Annotated in this window: 12 protein-coding genes and 1 pseudogene; 9 read left to right on the forward strand and 4 right to left on the reverse strand. The window is 71.7% G+C overall.

The window, feature by feature from the left end; all coding sequences use genetic code 11:
* Positions 1-512 precede the first annotated feature (512 nt).
* The gene (locus ACZ7J0_RS28670) at positions 513-962 is read left to right on the forward strand and encodes a PTS sugar transporter subunit IIA (RefSeq protein WP_470892133.1); all 450 of its coding nucleotides are present in this window, start codon (positions 513-515) and stop codon (positions 960-962) included.
* A gap of 81 nt (positions 963-1,043) precedes the next feature.
* Positions 1,044-2,714, forward strand: a complete 1,671-nt coding sequence (gene ptsP, locus ACZ7J0_RS28675; protein ID WP_470892135.1) for a phosphoenolpyruvate--protein phosphotransferase — start codon at positions 1,044-1,046, stop codon at positions 2,712-2,714.
* A gap of 87 nt (positions 2,715-2,801) precedes the next feature.
* Here ptsP and ACZ7J0_RS28680 read toward each other — a convergent pair whose 3' ends face one another.
* Both ACZ7J0_RS28680 and ACZ7J0_RS28685 read right to left on the reverse strand, forming a co-directional pair.
* Positions 2,802-3,692: a hypothetical protein gene (locus tag ACZ7J0_RS28680; RefSeq protein ID WP_470892137.1), complete on the reverse strand. Its 891-nt coding sequence runs from the start codon at positions 3,690-3,692 to the stop codon at positions 2,802-2,804.
* Between the two features lie 23 nt (positions 3,693-3,715).
* Positions 3,716-4,924, reverse strand: a complete 1,209-nt coding sequence (locus ACZ7J0_RS28685) for an MFS transporter (protein WP_470892139.1) — start codon at positions 4,922-4,924, stop codon at positions 3,716-3,718.
* A 112-nt stretch (positions 4,925-5,036) separates the two neighbouring features.
* Between ACZ7J0_RS28685 and ACZ7J0_RS28690 the strand changes: the two genes are divergently transcribed.
* Positions 5,037-6,356, forward strand: coding sequence for an aminotransferase class I/II-fold pyridoxal phosphate-dependent enzyme (locus ACZ7J0_RS28690; protein WP_470892141.1), 1,320 nt, complete (start codon positions 5,037-5,039; stop codon positions 6,354-6,356).
* Positions 6,357-6,381: 25 nt separating this feature from the next.
* On the opposite strand, the gene ACZ7J0_RS28695 is transcribed toward ACZ7J0_RS28690, so the two are convergent.
* On the reverse strand, positions 6,382-8,358 hold the full coding sequence (locus tag ACZ7J0_RS28695; RefSeq protein WP_470892143.1) for an acetoacetate--CoA ligase: 1,977 nt from the start codon (positions 8,356-8,358) through the stop codon (positions 6,382-6,384).
* Between the two features lie 214 nt (positions 8,359-8,572).
* Between ACZ7J0_RS28695 and ACZ7J0_RS28700 the strand changes: the two genes are divergently transcribed.
* On the forward strand, positions 8,573-10,930 hold the full coding sequence (locus ACZ7J0_RS28700; protein WP_470892145.1) for a glycoside hydrolase family 31 protein: 2,358 nt from the start codon (positions 8,573-8,575) through the stop codon (positions 10,928-10,930).
* A 111-nt stretch (positions 10,931-11,041) separates the two neighbouring features.
* Here ACZ7J0_RS28700 and ACZ7J0_RS28705 read toward each other — a convergent pair whose 3' ends face one another.
* Positions 11,042-11,572, reverse strand: coding sequence for an NUDIX domain-containing protein (locus ACZ7J0_RS28705; RefSeq protein WP_470892147.1), 531 nt, complete (start codon positions 11,570-11,572; stop codon positions 11,042-11,044).
* Positions 11,573-11,763: 191 nt separating this feature from the next.
* On the opposite strand from ACZ7J0_RS28705, the gene ACZ7J0_RS28710 reads away from it, so the two are divergent.
* From ACZ7J0_RS28710 to ACZ7J0_RS28730, 5 genes and pseudogenes are all read left to right on the forward strand, one after another.
* Positions 11,764-12,582, forward strand: coding sequence for a M15 family metallopeptidase (locus tag ACZ7J0_RS28710; protein ID WP_470892149.1), 819 nt, complete (start codon positions 11,764-11,766; stop codon positions 12,580-12,582).
* Between the two features lie 131 nt (positions 12,583-12,713).
* Positions 12,714-13,061 (forward strand): Mpo1-like protein, encoded by a 348-nt coding sequence (locus tag ACZ7J0_RS28715; protein WP_470892151.1) that lies wholly within the window; start codon positions 12,714-12,716, stop codon positions 13,059-13,061.
* Between the two features lie 289 nt (positions 13,062-13,350).
* Positions 13,351-13,719: pseudogene (locus tag ACZ7J0_RS28720) on the forward strand (Zn-ribbon domain-containing OB-fold protein); the annotation flags it as partial.
* 113 nt (positions 13,720-13,832) lie between these two features.
* Positions 13,833-15,023 carry a lipid-transfer protein gene (locus tag ACZ7J0_RS28725; protein WP_470892153.1) on the forward strand — a complete coding sequence of 397 codons (1,191 nt, stop codon included), beginning with the start codon at positions 13,833-13,835 and terminating at the stop codon, positions 15,021-15,023.
* 216 nt (positions 15,024-15,239) lie between these two features.
* Complete coding sequence (locus ACZ7J0_RS28730) at positions 15,240-16,001, forward strand: MIP/aquaporin family protein (protein WP_470892155.1); 762 nt, start codon at positions 15,240-15,242, stop codon at positions 15,999-16,001.
* The last annotated feature ends 67 nt before the right edge of the window (positions 16,002-16,068 follow it).

Consider the following 16,068-nt stretch of genomic DNA (forward strand, 5'->3'; position numbering starts at 1 on the left):
TGAGTTCTCAAGGAACGGACGCTTCCTTTGTACTCACCCGCAGAACATCTTCTGGGGCTTTCCTCCGGGCTTTCCCTTCGGTCTTTCGTGTTTCCGACTCTATCAGACTCTTTCGTGTCCGATTCCCCGTCGGAGCGGGGTTCGATTTGCTTTCCAGTTCCTCGCTTTCGCGATTCCCTTTCCGGCGGGTCAGACTCTAGCAGGACTTTTCCGTCTCCCTGACCACCACCCTGCAGACGCGCAGAGGTGTAGACCAGGAGTGGTTTAGACCAGTTAGAATCTCGACTCAATCGGTGCTGCCGACCTACGACTCAACGTCGCGTTGGGGCCAGGCAGGACTACGACAGTACATCCCACCGTCAGTAGAGGCAAATCGCTTCCGGTAGTCCCTAGGCCGCCAACTGGTGCTTCCTGTGCGGAACTAGGACTTCTTATGACTTACCCTTCTGATCAGTACGCCGTCCGGGACAGGTAGTGACGGCGACACAATCTCCGCCCCTGGGAGGCTTCCCATGACAACCGTGACGTCGCCACTTGCTGGACGCGCCATCGGTCTTGCCGCTGTACCCGACCCGGTCTTCTCCGGTGCCATGGTCGGGCCCGGTACCGCCATCGATCCCGTACGTGAGCCGTCGGAGGCGGTCTCGCCCGTCGACGGCGTCATTGTTTCTCTGCACCCGCACGCGTTCGTCGTCGTGGACGGCGACGGGCACGGGGTGCTCACCCACCTCGGTATCGACACCGTTCAGCTCAATGGCCAGGGCTTCGAGCTTCTCGTCGGCAAGGGGGACACGGTCACGCGCGGACAGGGCGTCGTGCGCTGGAACCCCGCCGCGGTCGAGGCCGCGGGCAAGTCCGCGATCTGCCCCGTCGTCGCGCTCGAGGCCACGACGGACTCGCTCTCCGATGTCGTCGACGCGGGCGATGTGAAGGCCGGGGACTCGCTCTTCAGCTGGCAGTAGGCCGGCGTCGTCCCCGTGACGACCGCGAGCTGGACATTCCACGCGGCGGCTGGGGCCGCCGCTCAATCGGAGACGGGTGAGATGGAGACAACGCTGCGAGGCGTCGGTGTGAGCCACGGTGTGGCGATCGGCGAGGTCCGGCACATGGGCACGGCGGTCCTGGAGCCGCCGGCTAAGCAGATTCCGGCGGAGGAGGCGGAGCGCGAACAGGGGCGCGCTCGCCAGGCCGTCGAAGCTGTCGCCGCCGATCTGATCGCGCGAGGCAATCTGGCGGGGGGCGAGGCGCAGGCAGTGCTCGAGGCCCAGGCGATGATCGCTCAGGACCCGGAGCTGATCGCCGACGTCGATCGCCGGATCGCGGTCGGCAGCACGGCGGAGCGCGGTATTTACGACGCGTTCTCCCACTACCGGGAGCTGCTGGCGGGTGCCGGCGAGTACATGGCCGGGCGGGTTGCCGACCTGGACGACGTGCGGAACCGGATCGTGGCCCGCCTGCTCGGTGTGCCGATGCCGGGTGTGCCGGACAGTGACGAGCCGTACGTACTGATCGCGCGGGACCTTGCCCCCGCCGACACGGCTCTGCTCGACCCCGCGCTCGTCCTTGGTTTCGTGACTGAGGAGGGCGGGCCGACCAGCCACAGCGCGATTCTCGCGCGGGCGCTGGGGGTGCCCGCGGTGGTGGCACTGCCGGGGGCGGGTGAGCTGGCCGAGGGCACGCTCATCGCGGTCGACGGGAGCACCGGCGAGATCTTCGTCGAGCCCACTGCCGGGAAGCGCGCGGAGCTCGAGGAGGCGGCTGCCGCGCGTAAGGCCGCGCTGGCCGCGTCCAGTGGTCCGGGTGCGACCTCGGACGGGCACAAGGTGCCGCTGCTGGCGAACGTCGGCGGGCCGGGCGACGTGCCGGCCGCCGTGGACGCCGGGGCTGAGGGTGTGGGTCTGTTCCGTACGGAGTTCCTGTTCCTGGACGACAGCAAGCAGGCGCCGTCCGAGGAGAAGCAGGTCGAGGCGTACCGCAAGGTGCTGGAGGCGTTCCCCGAGGGGCGCGTGGTGGTGCGGGTGCTCGACGCGGGCGCCGACAAGCCGCTCGACTTCCTGACTCCGGCCGACGAGCCGAATCCGGCGCTGGGTGTGCGGGGTCTGCGGACGCTGCTGGATCACCCGGAGGTGCTGCGGACGCAGCTGACCGCGCTGGCGAAGGCGGTTGAGGGTCTGCCGGTGTACCTGGAGGTCATGGCCCCCATGGTGGCGGACCGTACGGATGCGAAGGCGTTCGCCGACGCGTGCCGCGCGGCGGGGCTGAACGCGAAGTTCGGCGCGATGGTGGAGATTCCGTCCGCCGCGCTGCGGGCGCGTTCGATCCTGCAGGAGGTCGAGTTCCTTTCCCTGGGCACCAATGACCTCGCGCAGTACACCTTCGCCGCCGACCGTCAGGTCGGTGCGGTGTCGCGACTGCAGGACCCGTGGCAGCCGGCGCTGCTGGACCTCGTCGCGATGTCGGCCGAGTCCGCCAAGGCCGAGGGCAAGAGCTGTGGTGTGTGTGGAGAGGCGGCCTCGGACCCGCTGCTGGCCTGTGTGCTCACAGGTCTGGGTGTGACCAGCCTGTCCATGGGCGCGGCGTCGATTCCTTATGTGCGGGCGACGCTGGCCAAGCACACGCTGGCCCAGTGCGAGCGTGCGGCTGCCGCCGCGCGTGCCGCCGATTCCGCCGAGGAAGCCCGTGTGGCCGCGCAGGCGGTGCTGTCCGGGGAGTGATCCGGGCTGTTGGGTTCTGAAGGGGCTTCCCGCCGGTCGCGGCGGGGAGCCCCTTCTTCTGTTCCTTCCTGTTCTCGTCCGGAGGGCTCAGTGGTGGCTCGGCCAGTCGTCGGCGGGGAGCGGGAAGCCTCCGCGGTATTCGACGCCCGGTTCCGGGGAGAGGGGTTCGCCGGTGTCCGCGTCGGTGCAGTAGGCGCTGAACACCTCGCCCTCGGTGAGGGAGTGGAGTGTGCCCCGGCGCAGGCGCCAGCCGTGGAGCCGGTCCGGGGTGCCGGGGGCGGTGGTGCGCAGGACGACTCCGCCCGGGCTGTCGAGTGCGATGCCGGCGGCGAGGACGGTGACGAATTCGGCGCCTTCGGTCGCGTCGAGGTGGGCGGGGGTGCCGGGGTCGCGGGTGGCGTGCAGGGCCGCCATGAGGGGTTCGTCGGTCGAGGGGACGCTGCACACGAGGTGGTGGGTGCCCGGTCCCGCTGCCTCGAGGAGGGTCATCAGGAGGTGGGAGGCCCGGTCGAAGGCGGCTCTCCCGACGTCCTGGCCGCAGTCGGCGCACTCCCCCAGGTCGGCCAGGAGCATGGTGGCGTATTCCCAGGTGGCTTGGCGGACGGCGGTCGTGATGAGGGTGGGCAGCAGTGTGTCCATCGGTTGCCCGGTGTAGGGGACGCGCGCGCCGGTGGCGGCGATCTCGGCGATGTAGCGGCTGCGGCTCGCCGCGGTGTCGGGGTCGAGTCCGGTGTCCTCGCAGTACGACGCGTACTCCTCGGGATCGAAGAGGGCGACGGTGGTGTGGCCGCCCTGCGAGGCGAGTGCGCGCAGCAGGCCTTCCACCTGGCGGAGGTACGCCGTGTGGTCGTCGAAGGTGAAGGTGCGGTAGTGGCGCATGGCCGCGAAGTCCTCTTCGTCGGCGAGGAGGCCGACGGTGCTGGGTACTTCGCGGCGCAGTGCGCGTCGCATGGACGTGGTCGTGCTGGTGTGCGCCATGTGTCCCCCCTGAGCGCTGTCGATCAGTGCTCACTCACCGTAACTGTCGGCACTGACAGTGACCTTCGGATGAGCCGGCCGCGGACGAGCCGGTGCTGGAGGGCGCAGGTGGCGACGAGCCCGACGCCGAGGGCGGGCCACGCGAGGGGGCCCGCGGCGATGACGGCGGAGAGCAGCAGGGGGCCCGCGCTGCGCTGGACCGCGCCGGCCAGGCCGTGGACGCCGAGGTACGCCCCTTGCGCGTCGTCGGCGGAGAGGGCGACGGAGAGTTCCCAGGAAGCGGTGGCGTGGATCATCTCGGCGAAGGTGAGGACGACGGCCGCTGCGGTGAGCGTGGCGATGGCGAGCCACCGGCCGCCGGACGTGGAGGCGGCGAGGGCGAGGGTTCCGGCGGCGAAGAGTCCGGCGAGGGGGATGAGGAGGGTGCGGGCGGCCGCGGGCGTGGGGCCGAAGCGGGCGAGGGGCACTTGGAAGGCCACGACCAGGACGCTGTTGAGGACGAGGAGGAGCGGTGCCAGGCCGACGGGGGCGTCGGTGGCGTGGATGATCCACAGGGGCATCGCGACCTGGAGGATCGTGTCGTCGAGGAAGAGGGCGGCTTCGGTGGCGGTGAAGAGCAGGAAGGTGCGGTCACGCCAGGGATTGGACGGTGTGCGGGCGGGGGTGGTGGTGGTCGAGTCGGCGACGACGCGGGAGGGCGCTGGGGGCTCGCCGCAGCGCAGGGTGAGGGCCGCCATCACGAGGTAGGAGAGGGCGTTGCCGATGAGGAGGAGCTGGTAGACGGCGCTGGTGTGGAGGGTGAGGGCCGCGGCTGCCGCGAGGCCGCCGACGGCCCAGCCGAGGTTGGCGACGGTGCGGTTGATGGCCTGGTAGCGGACGCGGTCCTTGCCGGCGGCGCGGGCGGCGTACAGCTTGGTGAGGACGCCTGCCGCGCGGTCGGGAAGGGAGCCGACGGCCGAGTAGAGGACCAGCAGGGCGTAGGTGTCGGTGGTGAGCAGGGCGAGCAGGGCGGCGGCGCGCAGGAGTTGGGCGCCGATGAGGACGTGGGTGACGGGGAAGCGGTCGGCGAGGCGGCCGGCGAGGGGTGCGCCGGCGATGCCGATGGCTCCGGAGACGCCGATGAGCAGGCCGATCCGGGCCACGGAGAGTCCGGTGACATAGGTGAAGTAGAGGGCGATGGCAGCTGCCCAGAGGCCGGTGCCCGTCTTGTCGATGAATGCGACGACGAGCATGCGGCGTCCGTCGCGGCCGCCCGGTATGCGCGCCGCGAGTGCTGCTCGTTGGCGGTGCAGGCTCACTGTCTCCCCCTTGACTTCAGTTATGTATCAGTACAGACTTGTGTACGTGGCAACACAATATGCGATCAGTGGGACGACAGCCAGGGGAATTGCCGCGTCCGTCGAGCGGGGCGTGGCGGAGGGAGGGCTCGGGCCGGGGGCGGCGCTGCCTCCCGTACGGCGGCTCGCCGACGAGCTGGGCGTGAGTCCCGGCACGGTGGCGACCGCGTACAAGGAACTGCGGCAGCGCGGCGTGGTGGTGACGCGGGGGCGCGGAGGGACGGTGGTGGCCGCGGCTCCGTCGGTCGCCTCGCGCCGGCCGCCGAAGGTCCCCGCGGGGCTGCGCGATCTCGCGGGCGGTCATCCCGATCCGGCCTTCATGCCGGAGCTGCGCCCGCCGGCGGTCGTGAGCCCGGTGTACGGGTCCCACCGCGCGTCGCCCCGGCTGGCCCGGCTGGAGGAGCTGACGCGGGCGTGGTTCGCGCGGGACGCGGTACCCGCGGAGCACGTGACGTTCGCGCACGGAGCGCTGGACTGCATCGGCCGGCTGCTGTCCACGGAGCTGCGGCCGGGTGACTCGGTGGCGGTCGAGGACCCCGGATTCCACCATCTGCTGGACCTGGTCCCGGCGCTCGGGCTGCGCATGGTCCCGGTGGCCGTGGACGACGAGGGACTCCTGCCCGAGGCATTGCGCGGTGCGCTGCGCGCGGGGGTGCGGGCCCTGGTGTGCAGTCCGCGCGGACAGAGCCCCATGGGCGCCTGCTTCTCGAAGGCCCGGCGGGACGAACTCGCGCGCGTGCTGCGTGATTTCCCGGAGGTCCTGGTGATCGAGGACGACCACAACGCCGACGTGTCCGGCGCTCCGGCGTACTCCCTCGCCGCCGCGGGACCGGCCCGTTGGGCGCAGATCCGCACGGTGTCCAAGCATCTCGGCATCGATCTGCGGTGGGCCGGGCTGGCCTGCGACGCCGCCACGCTCGCGCGGCACGACGGGCGGCTGCTGCTGACCTCCGGCTGGGTCAGTCATGTCCTGCAGGAGACCGTGGCGGGCCTGCTGGCCGACGAGCACGTGCGCGCGCTGGTGGCCTCGGCGGAGGGGGCGTACACGGAGCGGCGTGAGGCCCTGATCGGAGAGCTGGCGCGGCGCGGGATCGCCGCCCACGGGGCGAGCGGGCTGAACGTGTGGGTGCCGGTGCGGGACGAGTCGGGGGTCGTCAACGGGCTGCGCTCGCGCGGCTGGTGGGTGGCGGCCGGGGCACGGTTCCGGATCGCGGCGCCGCCTGCCGTACGGATCACCACGGCGACGCTGAAGCCCGCCGAGGCCGCCCGGCTGGCCTCGGACTTCGCCGCGGTACTGGGCGAGTCCGAGGCCACCTACGGGGGTTAGCCGGGCAGGGCCGGAGCGGCGGGGCTCAGCGGCGCTTCTTGGCCAGCTCCTCGTAGAAGCGGAGCAGTTCGAGGTTGTCCACGGACCCCGGGTTGACGGCCTTCGCGAGCGCCGTGCCCTGCAGGAGGCGCTTGACCGGGACCTCGATGCGCTTGCCCGTCAGAGTGTGCGGGACCCCCGGGACCTCGATGATCTCGTCGGGAACGTGCCGGGGCGAGAGTTCGGTGCGGATGGTCTGCTTGATCCTGTCCCGCAGGGCGTCGTCGAGGGTCGCGCCCGGGACGAGATGCACGAAGAGGGGCATCCAGTAGCCGCCGTCCGGCTCTTCGAGGCCGATGACGAGGGTCTCGCGGATCTCGGGGAGTCGTTCGACGGCCTCATAGATATCGGCGCTGCCCATACGGACGCCCTGACGGTTCAGGGTGGAGTCGGAGCGACCATGGATGATCACCGAGCCGTGGTCGGTGATCGTGATCCAGTCGCCGTGCCGCCAGACACCCGGGTACATCTCGAAGTAGCTCTCGCGGTAGCGGCTGCCGTCGGGGTCGTTCCAGAAGCGGATCGGCATGGACGGCATGGGGTTGGTGACCACCAGCTCCCCCACCTCGCCGACGACCGGCTTGCCCTGGGGGTCCCAGGCCTGGAGGTCGGTGCCGAGACAGGCCGCCTGGAGCTCGCCGATGTGGACGGGGAGGGTGGGCACCGCCCCGGCGAAACAGGAGCACACGTCCGTGCCGCCGCTGACGGAGGCGATCCAGAGATCGGCGCCCGCGTCCGCGAACTCGTCGTGGAGCCAGCGGAAGCCGTCAGGGGGGAGCGGGGAGCCGGTGGTCGCGACGCACGTGATCCGGGAGAGGTCGAAGTCACGGGCGGGGTGGACCTCCGCCTTGCGGCAGGCCATGACGTACGCGGCGGAGGTGCCGTAGAGGGTGGCGCCCGTCCGCTCGGCGATCCGCCACTGGGCGCCCGTGTCGGGGTAGCCGGGGCTGCCGTCGTACAGGACGACCGTGGTGCCGGTGAGCAGGCCGGAGACGAGGAAGTTCCACATCATCCAGCCGGTGGAGGTGAACCAGAAGAAGCGGTCCTCCGGTCCGAGATCGCAGTGCAGTCCGAGCTGTTTGAAGTGCTCCAGGAGGATGCCGCCCTGGGACTGAACGATGGCCTTGGGCAGACCGGTGGTGCCCGACGAGTACAGGACCCACAGGGGGTGGTCGAAGGGGACCTGTTCGAAGACCGGCTCGGTGTCGGCCGCGATCAGGTCGGGCCAGGAGAGAGCGCCTTCGGGCGCTTCCGTACCGAGGAGCGGGATGTGGACGACCGCGCGGAGGGTGGGCAGCTCGGCGCGGAGCTCTGCGACGGTGTCGCGGCGGTCGTGCTCCTTGCCGCCGTAGCGGTAGCCGTCGACGGTGAACAGGACGACCGGCTCGACCTGCTGGAAGCGGTCGAGGACGCTGCGGGCGCCGAAGTCGGGGGCGCAGGAGGTCCAGACGGCGCCGACGGAGGCGGTGGCGAGGAAGGCGGTGACGGCCTGCGGAATGTTCGGCAGGTAGCCGCTGACCCTGTCTCCGGGGCGTACGCCGAGGGCGCGCAGCTCGGCGGCGAGGGCGCCGACCTGGCGGCGCAGCTCGGCCCAGCTGATGGGCGTCGGTCGCTGCGTCTCGTCCACGTGGAGCAGCGCCGGCTCGTCGGGGCGCTCGGAGGCGGCCCGCAGGGCGTGCTCGGCGTAGTTGAGCGTCGCACCGGGGAACCACTGGGCTCCGGGCATCGAGCGGTCGCCGAGGACGCGCGCGTACGGCGTCGAGAAGCGGATGTCGAACCACTCGGCGACGGCCTGCCAGAACGTTTCGAGCTCGTCGACGGACCAGCGGTGCAGGGCCGGGTACCCGCCGTCGGCCGGTGCGCCGTACCGTTCGGCGGCCCACGCCTGGAAGCGGGTCACGGCCGCGGCGTCGACGCGGTCCTGGTCGGGCTGCCAGAGCGGTTCGGTGGTCTCTGACGTCATGGGGCGGCTCCCGGGCTGTACGCGGTGTCGGCGTGTGTCCCGCGCACGTGCTGGGGTGTGCGCGTGACGCGGCTGACAGGACGATGCCATGTGATCGTCTTTCGCACCAGGGCTTCCCACCCATGGTCGGACAGCTGAATATGTGGTCTCACCACGGGTGAACGGCAGTTGAACGCACCCCGTACGACCTGGTCCAAATGGCAGGGTGAGCGCCATGGACGGTCGTGAGCTGGTGCGTTCGGTGCGGGAAATCGGGTCGGTGGCGGGGCTGCGGGCCATGCGGTCGGCGTGGCGGCAGCGGCGGACGGATGCCCTGGGGCTGCCGCCGCGTGGTCCGGAGAGGGCGCGCGTGCCCGGGCAGGTCGAGGGCGCGAAGCCCATGGCGGGCGGGGGGACCGTCCGGTTCGCCCGGTCCGTGCTCCGCGTGTCCGTGACCACCGGCGGGGCGGTCTTCTGGGGCTGGGACGAAGCGGAGCCGCTGCCCTCGTACGCGCTCGCGGGCGAGCCGCCCGAGCCGGATCCGCGCGCCGAGCTGGAGCCCGACAAGGACGGCGGCTGGCGGGTGGTCTCGGAGCGGGTCACCGTCGCCGTGTCCCGGCACGGTGCCGTGGAGATCCGTACGCCCGGAGGTGTGGTGCTGCGGCGGGACCTGCCGCCCCGGTGGTGGGAGCCGGTGGCGGGCGGCCCCGCCCGCTGGGTGCAGCGGTCCGAGCTTCCGGCGGACGCCCGCTTCTTCGGACTCGGCGGGCGGGCGTCCGGGCCGCGGCTGCGGGACGGCACGTACCGGCTGTGGAACACCGACCCCCGGGGCGGGGTCTTCCCCGGCGCGGATCCGCTGTACATCACGATGCCGGTGCAGCTGGTGGTGGCGGACGCCGGGACGCATCTGGCGTTCCACGACAACTCCTGGGACGGACAGGTCACGCTGCGCGAGGGCGAGGAGGGAGCCGGGTCCGGGCACGACCGGCCTGCCACCAGCGAAGTACGGATGGGCGGCGGGCCCCTGCGCTGCTGGGTGGTCGTGGGCACCCCCGCGCGCGTGCTGCACGGCTGGGCGACGCTCACGGGCGCGCCGGCGCTGCCGCCGTCGTGGGCACTGGGCCCGCAGCACGCCCGATGGGGTTTCGGCAGCGCGCGGGAGGTACGCCGGGTGGTGGCCGGATACCAGGACCGGGGCCTGCCGCTGTCGGTGCTGCACCTCGATATCGACCACTACGACGGGCATCAGGTCTTCACCGTCGACCGGGAGCGGTTTCCCGGCCTGCCCGCGCTCGCCGAGGAGCTGCGTGCCCAGGGGGTGCGGTTGGTGTCGATCGTCGACCCCGCGGTCAAGGCCGAGCCCGGAAACATGGTCTACGACAGCGGCAGGGCAGCGGGCGCGTTCGTCAGGGACGCCCGGGGGAACGAGGTGCGGGGCGTCGTCTGGCCCGGGGAGTGCGCCTATCCCGATTTCACCGATCCGGCCGTACGGGAGTGGTGGGGCGGCCTGTACGCGGAGCGGCTCGCGCAGGGCTTCTCGGGGATCTGGCACGACATGAACGAGCCCGTGTCGTTCGCGCCGTTCGGCGACCGGACGCTGCCGCGTTCGGCACGGCACGTGTTGGAGGGACACGGGGGCGATCACCGCGAGGCCCACAACGTCTACGCCCTCGCGATGGCGAGGGCCGGGTACGACGGGCTGCGGCGGCTGCGGCCCGACGAGCGGCCCTTCCTGTTCTCGCGGTCGGGGTGGGCGGGGATGCAGCGCTACGGCGGCACCTGGTCCGGAGACGTGACGACCGGCTGGCCGGGACTGCGGGCCTCGCTGTCGCTGGTCCTCGGCATGGGGCTGTGCGGCGTGCCGTACTCCGGCCCTGACGTCGGCGGATTCGACGGGAGCCCGACACCGGAGCTGTTCCTGCGATGGTTCCAGCTCGGGGCGTGGCTGCCGCTGTTCCGCACGCACGCGGCGATCGACGCGGGGCGGCGGGAGCCGTGGGAGTTCGGTCCGGCCGTGCTGGAGCACGCGCGCGCGGCGCTCGCGGAGCGGGAACGGCTGCGACCATACTTCGTCACCCTGGCGCAGCTCGCCCGGCTGACCGGCGCCCCCTATGCGCGGCCGCTGTGGTGGGGCGCGCCGGAGGACCGCGCGCTGCGCGACTGCGAGGACGCCTTCCTCCTGGGAGACGCCCTGCTGGTCGCGCCCGTTCTCGAGCGCGGCACGGACCGGCGGGCGGTCCGGCTGCCGCGGGGCCGGTGGTACGACACCGTGACCGGCGCGGCGTACGAGGGGCCCGGACAGGTGCTCGTCGACGCGCCGCTCTCGCGTATCCCGGTACTGGCGAGGGCGGGCGCGGTACTCGCGGTGCGCGGCGAGGACGGTGACGTGGAGCTGGAGGTATGGGCTCCGGCGGCGGGGCGCACCGGGGGCGGACTCGTCGTACGGGACACGGGTGACGGGTGGGAGCCGGCGGAGATCGAGCGGTACACGACGCGGCTGGTGGACGACCGGGTGGTGGTGGAAAGGATCACGGACGAGGGAGCGGTGGAGGTGACGGACCGGGTACGGGTGCGGGGGGTGGCCAGGGACTAAGGGTGGGGGTACAGGGGTCGGGGCTGTTGGAGATACGAGAGCCGGGGCTAAGGCAGGCGCTCGGGCTCGGGTGGGGAGTAGCTGCCCGAGTTGGAGGTACGAGGGCCGGGGCTAAGGCAGGCGCTCGGGCTCGGGCTCGGGTGGGGAGTAGCTGCCCGCGAACCAGTTCCGTACCGCCGTCGTGTGCAGCGGGAAGGCCAGCTCCGCCGGCGCGCGCAGCAGATGCCAGCCCTCGGTCTCGTCCGTGGCGGCGGACAGCGGGAGTTCGGCGACCGGGCGCGCGGGCAGCAGGCCGAAGAGCAGCAGATGGCCCGCCGGGGAGCTCATCGCGTCGGCGAGGCGGACCTCGCTCTCGGCCGCGTCGATCCCGGTCTCCTCCCTCAGCTCGCGGACGACGGCGTGGCGCCAGTCCTCGGCGTGGTCGATGAACCCGCCCGGGAGTGCGATGCCGCCGCGCTGGGGCTCGATGGTGCGGGTGATGACGACGAGTGACGTGCCGTCGGGGTCCGTTACGGGGAGCAGGGTGACCGCGACGGGCAGTGGGTTGCGGTACGCGAGGTCACCGCAGGCAGCGCAGACGCGGGGCCAGGCGTCGGTGGAGGCGTAGGGCGTGCCGCAGGCGGAGCAATGGGAGTTCTTCACGGGCGCGGACGATAGCGGAGGTGCGCGGCGCGTGGGGGCGGCCCGGTGCGTGGGCGGCGCGCTCAAGGGACGGGCGGGCCGGGGGGAGCAGGCCGAGGGGAAGAGCGGGGCCGTGAAGAGGCGAGGCTGGTCGGCCGGGCCGTACGCGATCGGTCTTTCCCGACCCGGTCCTGAACTGATAGACGGTGCACATGACAGGACTTGCTTACGCCCTCCGTTCCCTGCTCGCGACCGCCACGGCCGGGATCGTCGCGGCCGGCGCGCTCACCGCCTCCGCGCCCGCCGCACGGGCCACGCCCGAGCCGAAGGCCCCCGAGGAGTTCGTGGCACTGCGCTCGGTGGACCCCACGATCATCCAGGAGATGCGCTACACCACCGAGCACAACTTCGTGGGTGAACCGGTGGACGGCTACCGCCAGCCCCTGTGCATCCTGACCCGGCCCGCCGCACAGGCGCTGCACCGGGCGCAGATGAAGCTGCTGAGGCAGGGCTACTCCCTGAAGGTCTACGACTGTTACCGGCCTCAGCGGGCCGTCGATCACTTCGTTCGCTGGGCCAAGGACCTGGCCGACGAGAAGATGAAGGCGGAGTTCTATCCCCATGTCGACAAGTCGCGCTTGTTCGCGGACGGTTACATCGCGGAGAAGTCCGGACACAGTCGGGGTTCGACGGTCGACCTGACCCTGGTGAAGCTGCCGGCGGCGCCGACGCGACCGTACGTCCCGGGCGAGAAGCTGGTGGAGTGCTACGCCCCTCGGGCCGAGCGCTTCCCCGACAACTCCGTCGACATGGGAACGGGTTTCGACTGCTTCGACACGCTCTCGCACACGGACGACCCGCGCGTCCAGGGCGCCCAGCGGGCCAACCGACAGCTGCTCAAGACCACCCTCGGCGATCTCGGCTTCGTGAACCTGCCCGAGGAGTGGTGGCACTTCACCTTCAAGCCCGAGCCGTTCCCGTCCACCTACTTCGACTTCCCGGTCGCCCGGCGGTCGGTGGCCGGCCACTGAGCGAGCGCCGACCGTAGAGGAGAGGCGAACGGGCGGCCGGGACCACCCCCGTGGATCCCGGCCGCCCGTTCTTCTCTGACGGACGCCGTGGGCCCGTATCCGGTTCTCAGGAACGGCACTACGGTTCCCCCATGACTGAGCAGACCTTTGATTCGTACGAGGAGTTCTGGCCCTACTACGTGGCCATGCACTCCCGGGCGGCGACCCGGTGGGTGCATCTGACGGGCACCCTGACCGGGCTCGCGATCAGCGCGTACGGGCTGGCCCGGGGGCGTAAGCGGTATCTGGCCGCGCTGCCGCTGATCGGGTACGGCACCGCGTGGCCGGCGCACTTCTTCATCGAGAAGAACAACCCGGCGACCTTCGGGCATCCGGGGTGGTCGCTGCGGGGCGACGCGCAGATGATCCGCATGATGCTGGCCGGGCGGGACGCGGAGCTGGCCGAGATCGCGGCCAAATGGCTCGCGGAGAACCGCTGACCCCTGCGGCGATCCATGGCACACTCCTGACGATCCGTCAGATAAGTGGAGCCGGGGAGGGGTCTTGACGCAGTCGGCGAGCACGACCAGGGCAGCGGATGCGGCCGGTGGGGTGGAGGCGGCTGGTGGGGCGGGTGCGCCCGGCGCATCACGTACGCCGGTCGTCGCCGGCTGGTTCACCACCCACGGCGGCGGCCGGCCGGGGGCGGGTGACCCCGGCACGGGCGGTCTCTCTGCGGGCGACCTCGGGACCGGCGGCGACGTCGGTACTGGCGAGGAGGAGTTCCGGCTGCTGGGCACCCGCTGCACGGCCTGCGCCTCGGTCTTCTTCCCCCGCGAGGACTCCTTCTGCCGCAATCCGGCCTGCGACGGCACGGAGTTGGCAGAGGTGCCGCTCTCCAAGCGTGGCCGCGTCTGGTCGTACACCGACGGCCGGTACCGGCCGCCCGCACCGTACGTCTCCGATCCGGAGGCGCAGTGGGAGCCGTACACCCTGGTCGCCGTCGAGCTGGAGGCCGAGGCGATGGTCGTGCTGGGGCAGGCCGCGCCAGGAGTCGGCGTCGGGGATCTGGCCGTCGGCATGGAGGTCGAGGTCGTACCGGGTGTCCTCAACGAGGACGCGCACACGATCTGGACCACCTGGCACTGGCGACCGGTGGCGCGGGAGCGAGACACGTCCGAGCGGGCCACGCCGGTGCCTGCCGCGTCGGACCGGGCTTCGGACCGGCGGCGCGCGGCGTCTTCGGACCAGGTGACTCCTCGAGAGGTGGCGTGATGAGTGACATCGCCGTGCTCGGCGCCGGAATGCACCCCTGGGGGAAGTGGGGGCGCGGCTTCGTGGAGTACGGCACGGCGGCGGCCCGCGAGGCGCTCGCCGATGCCGGAATCGGATGGCAGGACGTCCAGTCCGTGGTGGGCGCGGACACCGTCCGCGGGGGCTATCCGGGATACGTGGCCGGAGCCACCTTCGCCCAGGCACTCGGCTGGCAAGGGGCCCGGGTGACCAGCGTGTATGCGGCCTGCGCCTCCGGGGCCCAGGCCATCAACACGGCGCGCGCGCAGATCCTCGCCGGTATGGCGGACGTCGTCCTGGTCGTCGGCGCCGACGCCGCTCCGAAGGGCTTCTTCGCTCCCCCGGGAGGAGACCGGCGGGACGATCCCGACTGGCTGCGCTTTCGTGTGCTCGGGGCGACCAACCCCGCGTACTTCGCGCTGTACGCCCGCCGTCGCATGGCACTGTACGGCGACACTCCGGAGGACTTCGCGCACGTCAAGGTGAAGAACGCGGCCGCCGGGGCGCTCAACCCCCGGGCCCGGTACCGCAGGGCCGTGACGGCCGAGGAGGTCGCCGCCTCGGCGATCGTGGCCGATCCGCTGCGGCTGCTCGACATCTGCGCCACATCGGACGGCGGGGCGGCGCTGGTGCTGTCCAGCATGGAGTTCGCGCGGCGGCACGGGGCCGCCGCCCCTGTTCGTATCCGGGCCGTCTCCACCGTCACGCCGACGTATCCGAAGGCGATCCTCGACCTGCCCGACATCGCCACCGACTCGGCGGCGGCCGTCAGCCCCTCGCCCCACACGTTCCGGTCCTCCATCGCCAGGGCCGCCTACGAGGAGGCCGGTATCGGCCCCGAGGATCTGTCGCTGGCCGAGGTGTACGACCTCTCGACCGCGCTGGAGCTGGAGTGGTACGAGGACATCGGGCTGTGCGGGACCGGCGAGGGCGCGAAGCTCGTACGCGAGGGTGTCACGGCGCTCGGCGGACGCGTCCCCGTGAACTCCAGCGGGGGGCTGGCCTCCTTCGGGGAGGCGGTGCCGGCGCAGGCCATCGCCCAGGTCTGCGAGCTCACCTGGCAGCTGCGCGGCGCGGCGGGTGACCGGCAGGTTCCGCGCGCGCGTGTCGGCCTCACCGCGAACCAGGGGCTCTTCGGGCACGGGTCGGCGGTCGTCGTGGTGCGCTGAGACCGGCGGACACGGGGGGATGCTTCACCGTCGCGTCCGGACGCTCAGTCCCGCGCAGGAACCGTGGCCCGTGTACGCGACCTTGACGCCCCCTCACAGCCGGAGAAAACTGCGTCCTCGTCGGCAACGCCCGCGACCGCCCGTCACAGCGCCACAGCGCCGCACATAGGCACGCTCACCACGCCATGGGACAACGCACCCTGCCTAGGAGCCGCCATGAGCAATGGGGACATCTTCGTCGGTGAAGTCATCGGTACCGCGATTCTCATCCTCTTCGGCGCGGGAGTGTGCGCCGCCGTCACGCTCAACTTCTCCAAGGCCAAAGCCGCGGGCTGGGCCGTCATCGCCTTCGGCTGGGGCTTCGGCGTCCTGGCCGGCGCGTACACCTCCGCACCCCTCTCCGGCGGCCATCTCAACCCGGCCGTGACCGTCGGCGTAGCCGTCGACACCGGTGAGTGGGACAAGGTGCCGCTCTACATCCTCGGTCAGATGGTCGGCGCGATGCTCGGCGCCGTACTGGCGTGGCTGGTGTACCTGGCGCAGTTCCGGGCCAACACGGACCGGGAGACCGCCCAGCCGACGCTCGGGATCTTCTCCACCGGGCCGGAGATCCGCGATCCGGTCGCGAACCTGGTCACCGAGATCATCGCCACCATGGCGCTCGTCCTGCCGATCCTGGCCTTCGGGAAGAACGACGGCATCGGCGTCGGGCAGGTGCCGGGCCAGGCCGCCGGCATCTACGGCTCCGGTATCTCCATCCTGCTCGTGTCGCTGCTGGTCGTCGGCATCGGCATGTCCCTCGGCGGCCCGACGGGCTACGCCATCAACCCCGCCCGTGACCTCGGTCCCCGGATCGTCCACGCCGTGCTGCCGATCCCCCACAAGGGAACGTCGGACTGGGGTTACGCGTGGGTTCCGGTGGCCGGCCCCCTCGTGGGGGGCCTGCTCGCCGGGGTCGTCTTCAACCTGGCCTTCTAGCTGCCCTCTTCGGCCATCGGCAGCCATCTCCGGCCGCCCGCCCCCCGCGCATCTCCGCCTTCCCGCG

The organism is Streptomyces sp. NPDC038280, assembly GCF_055600045.1.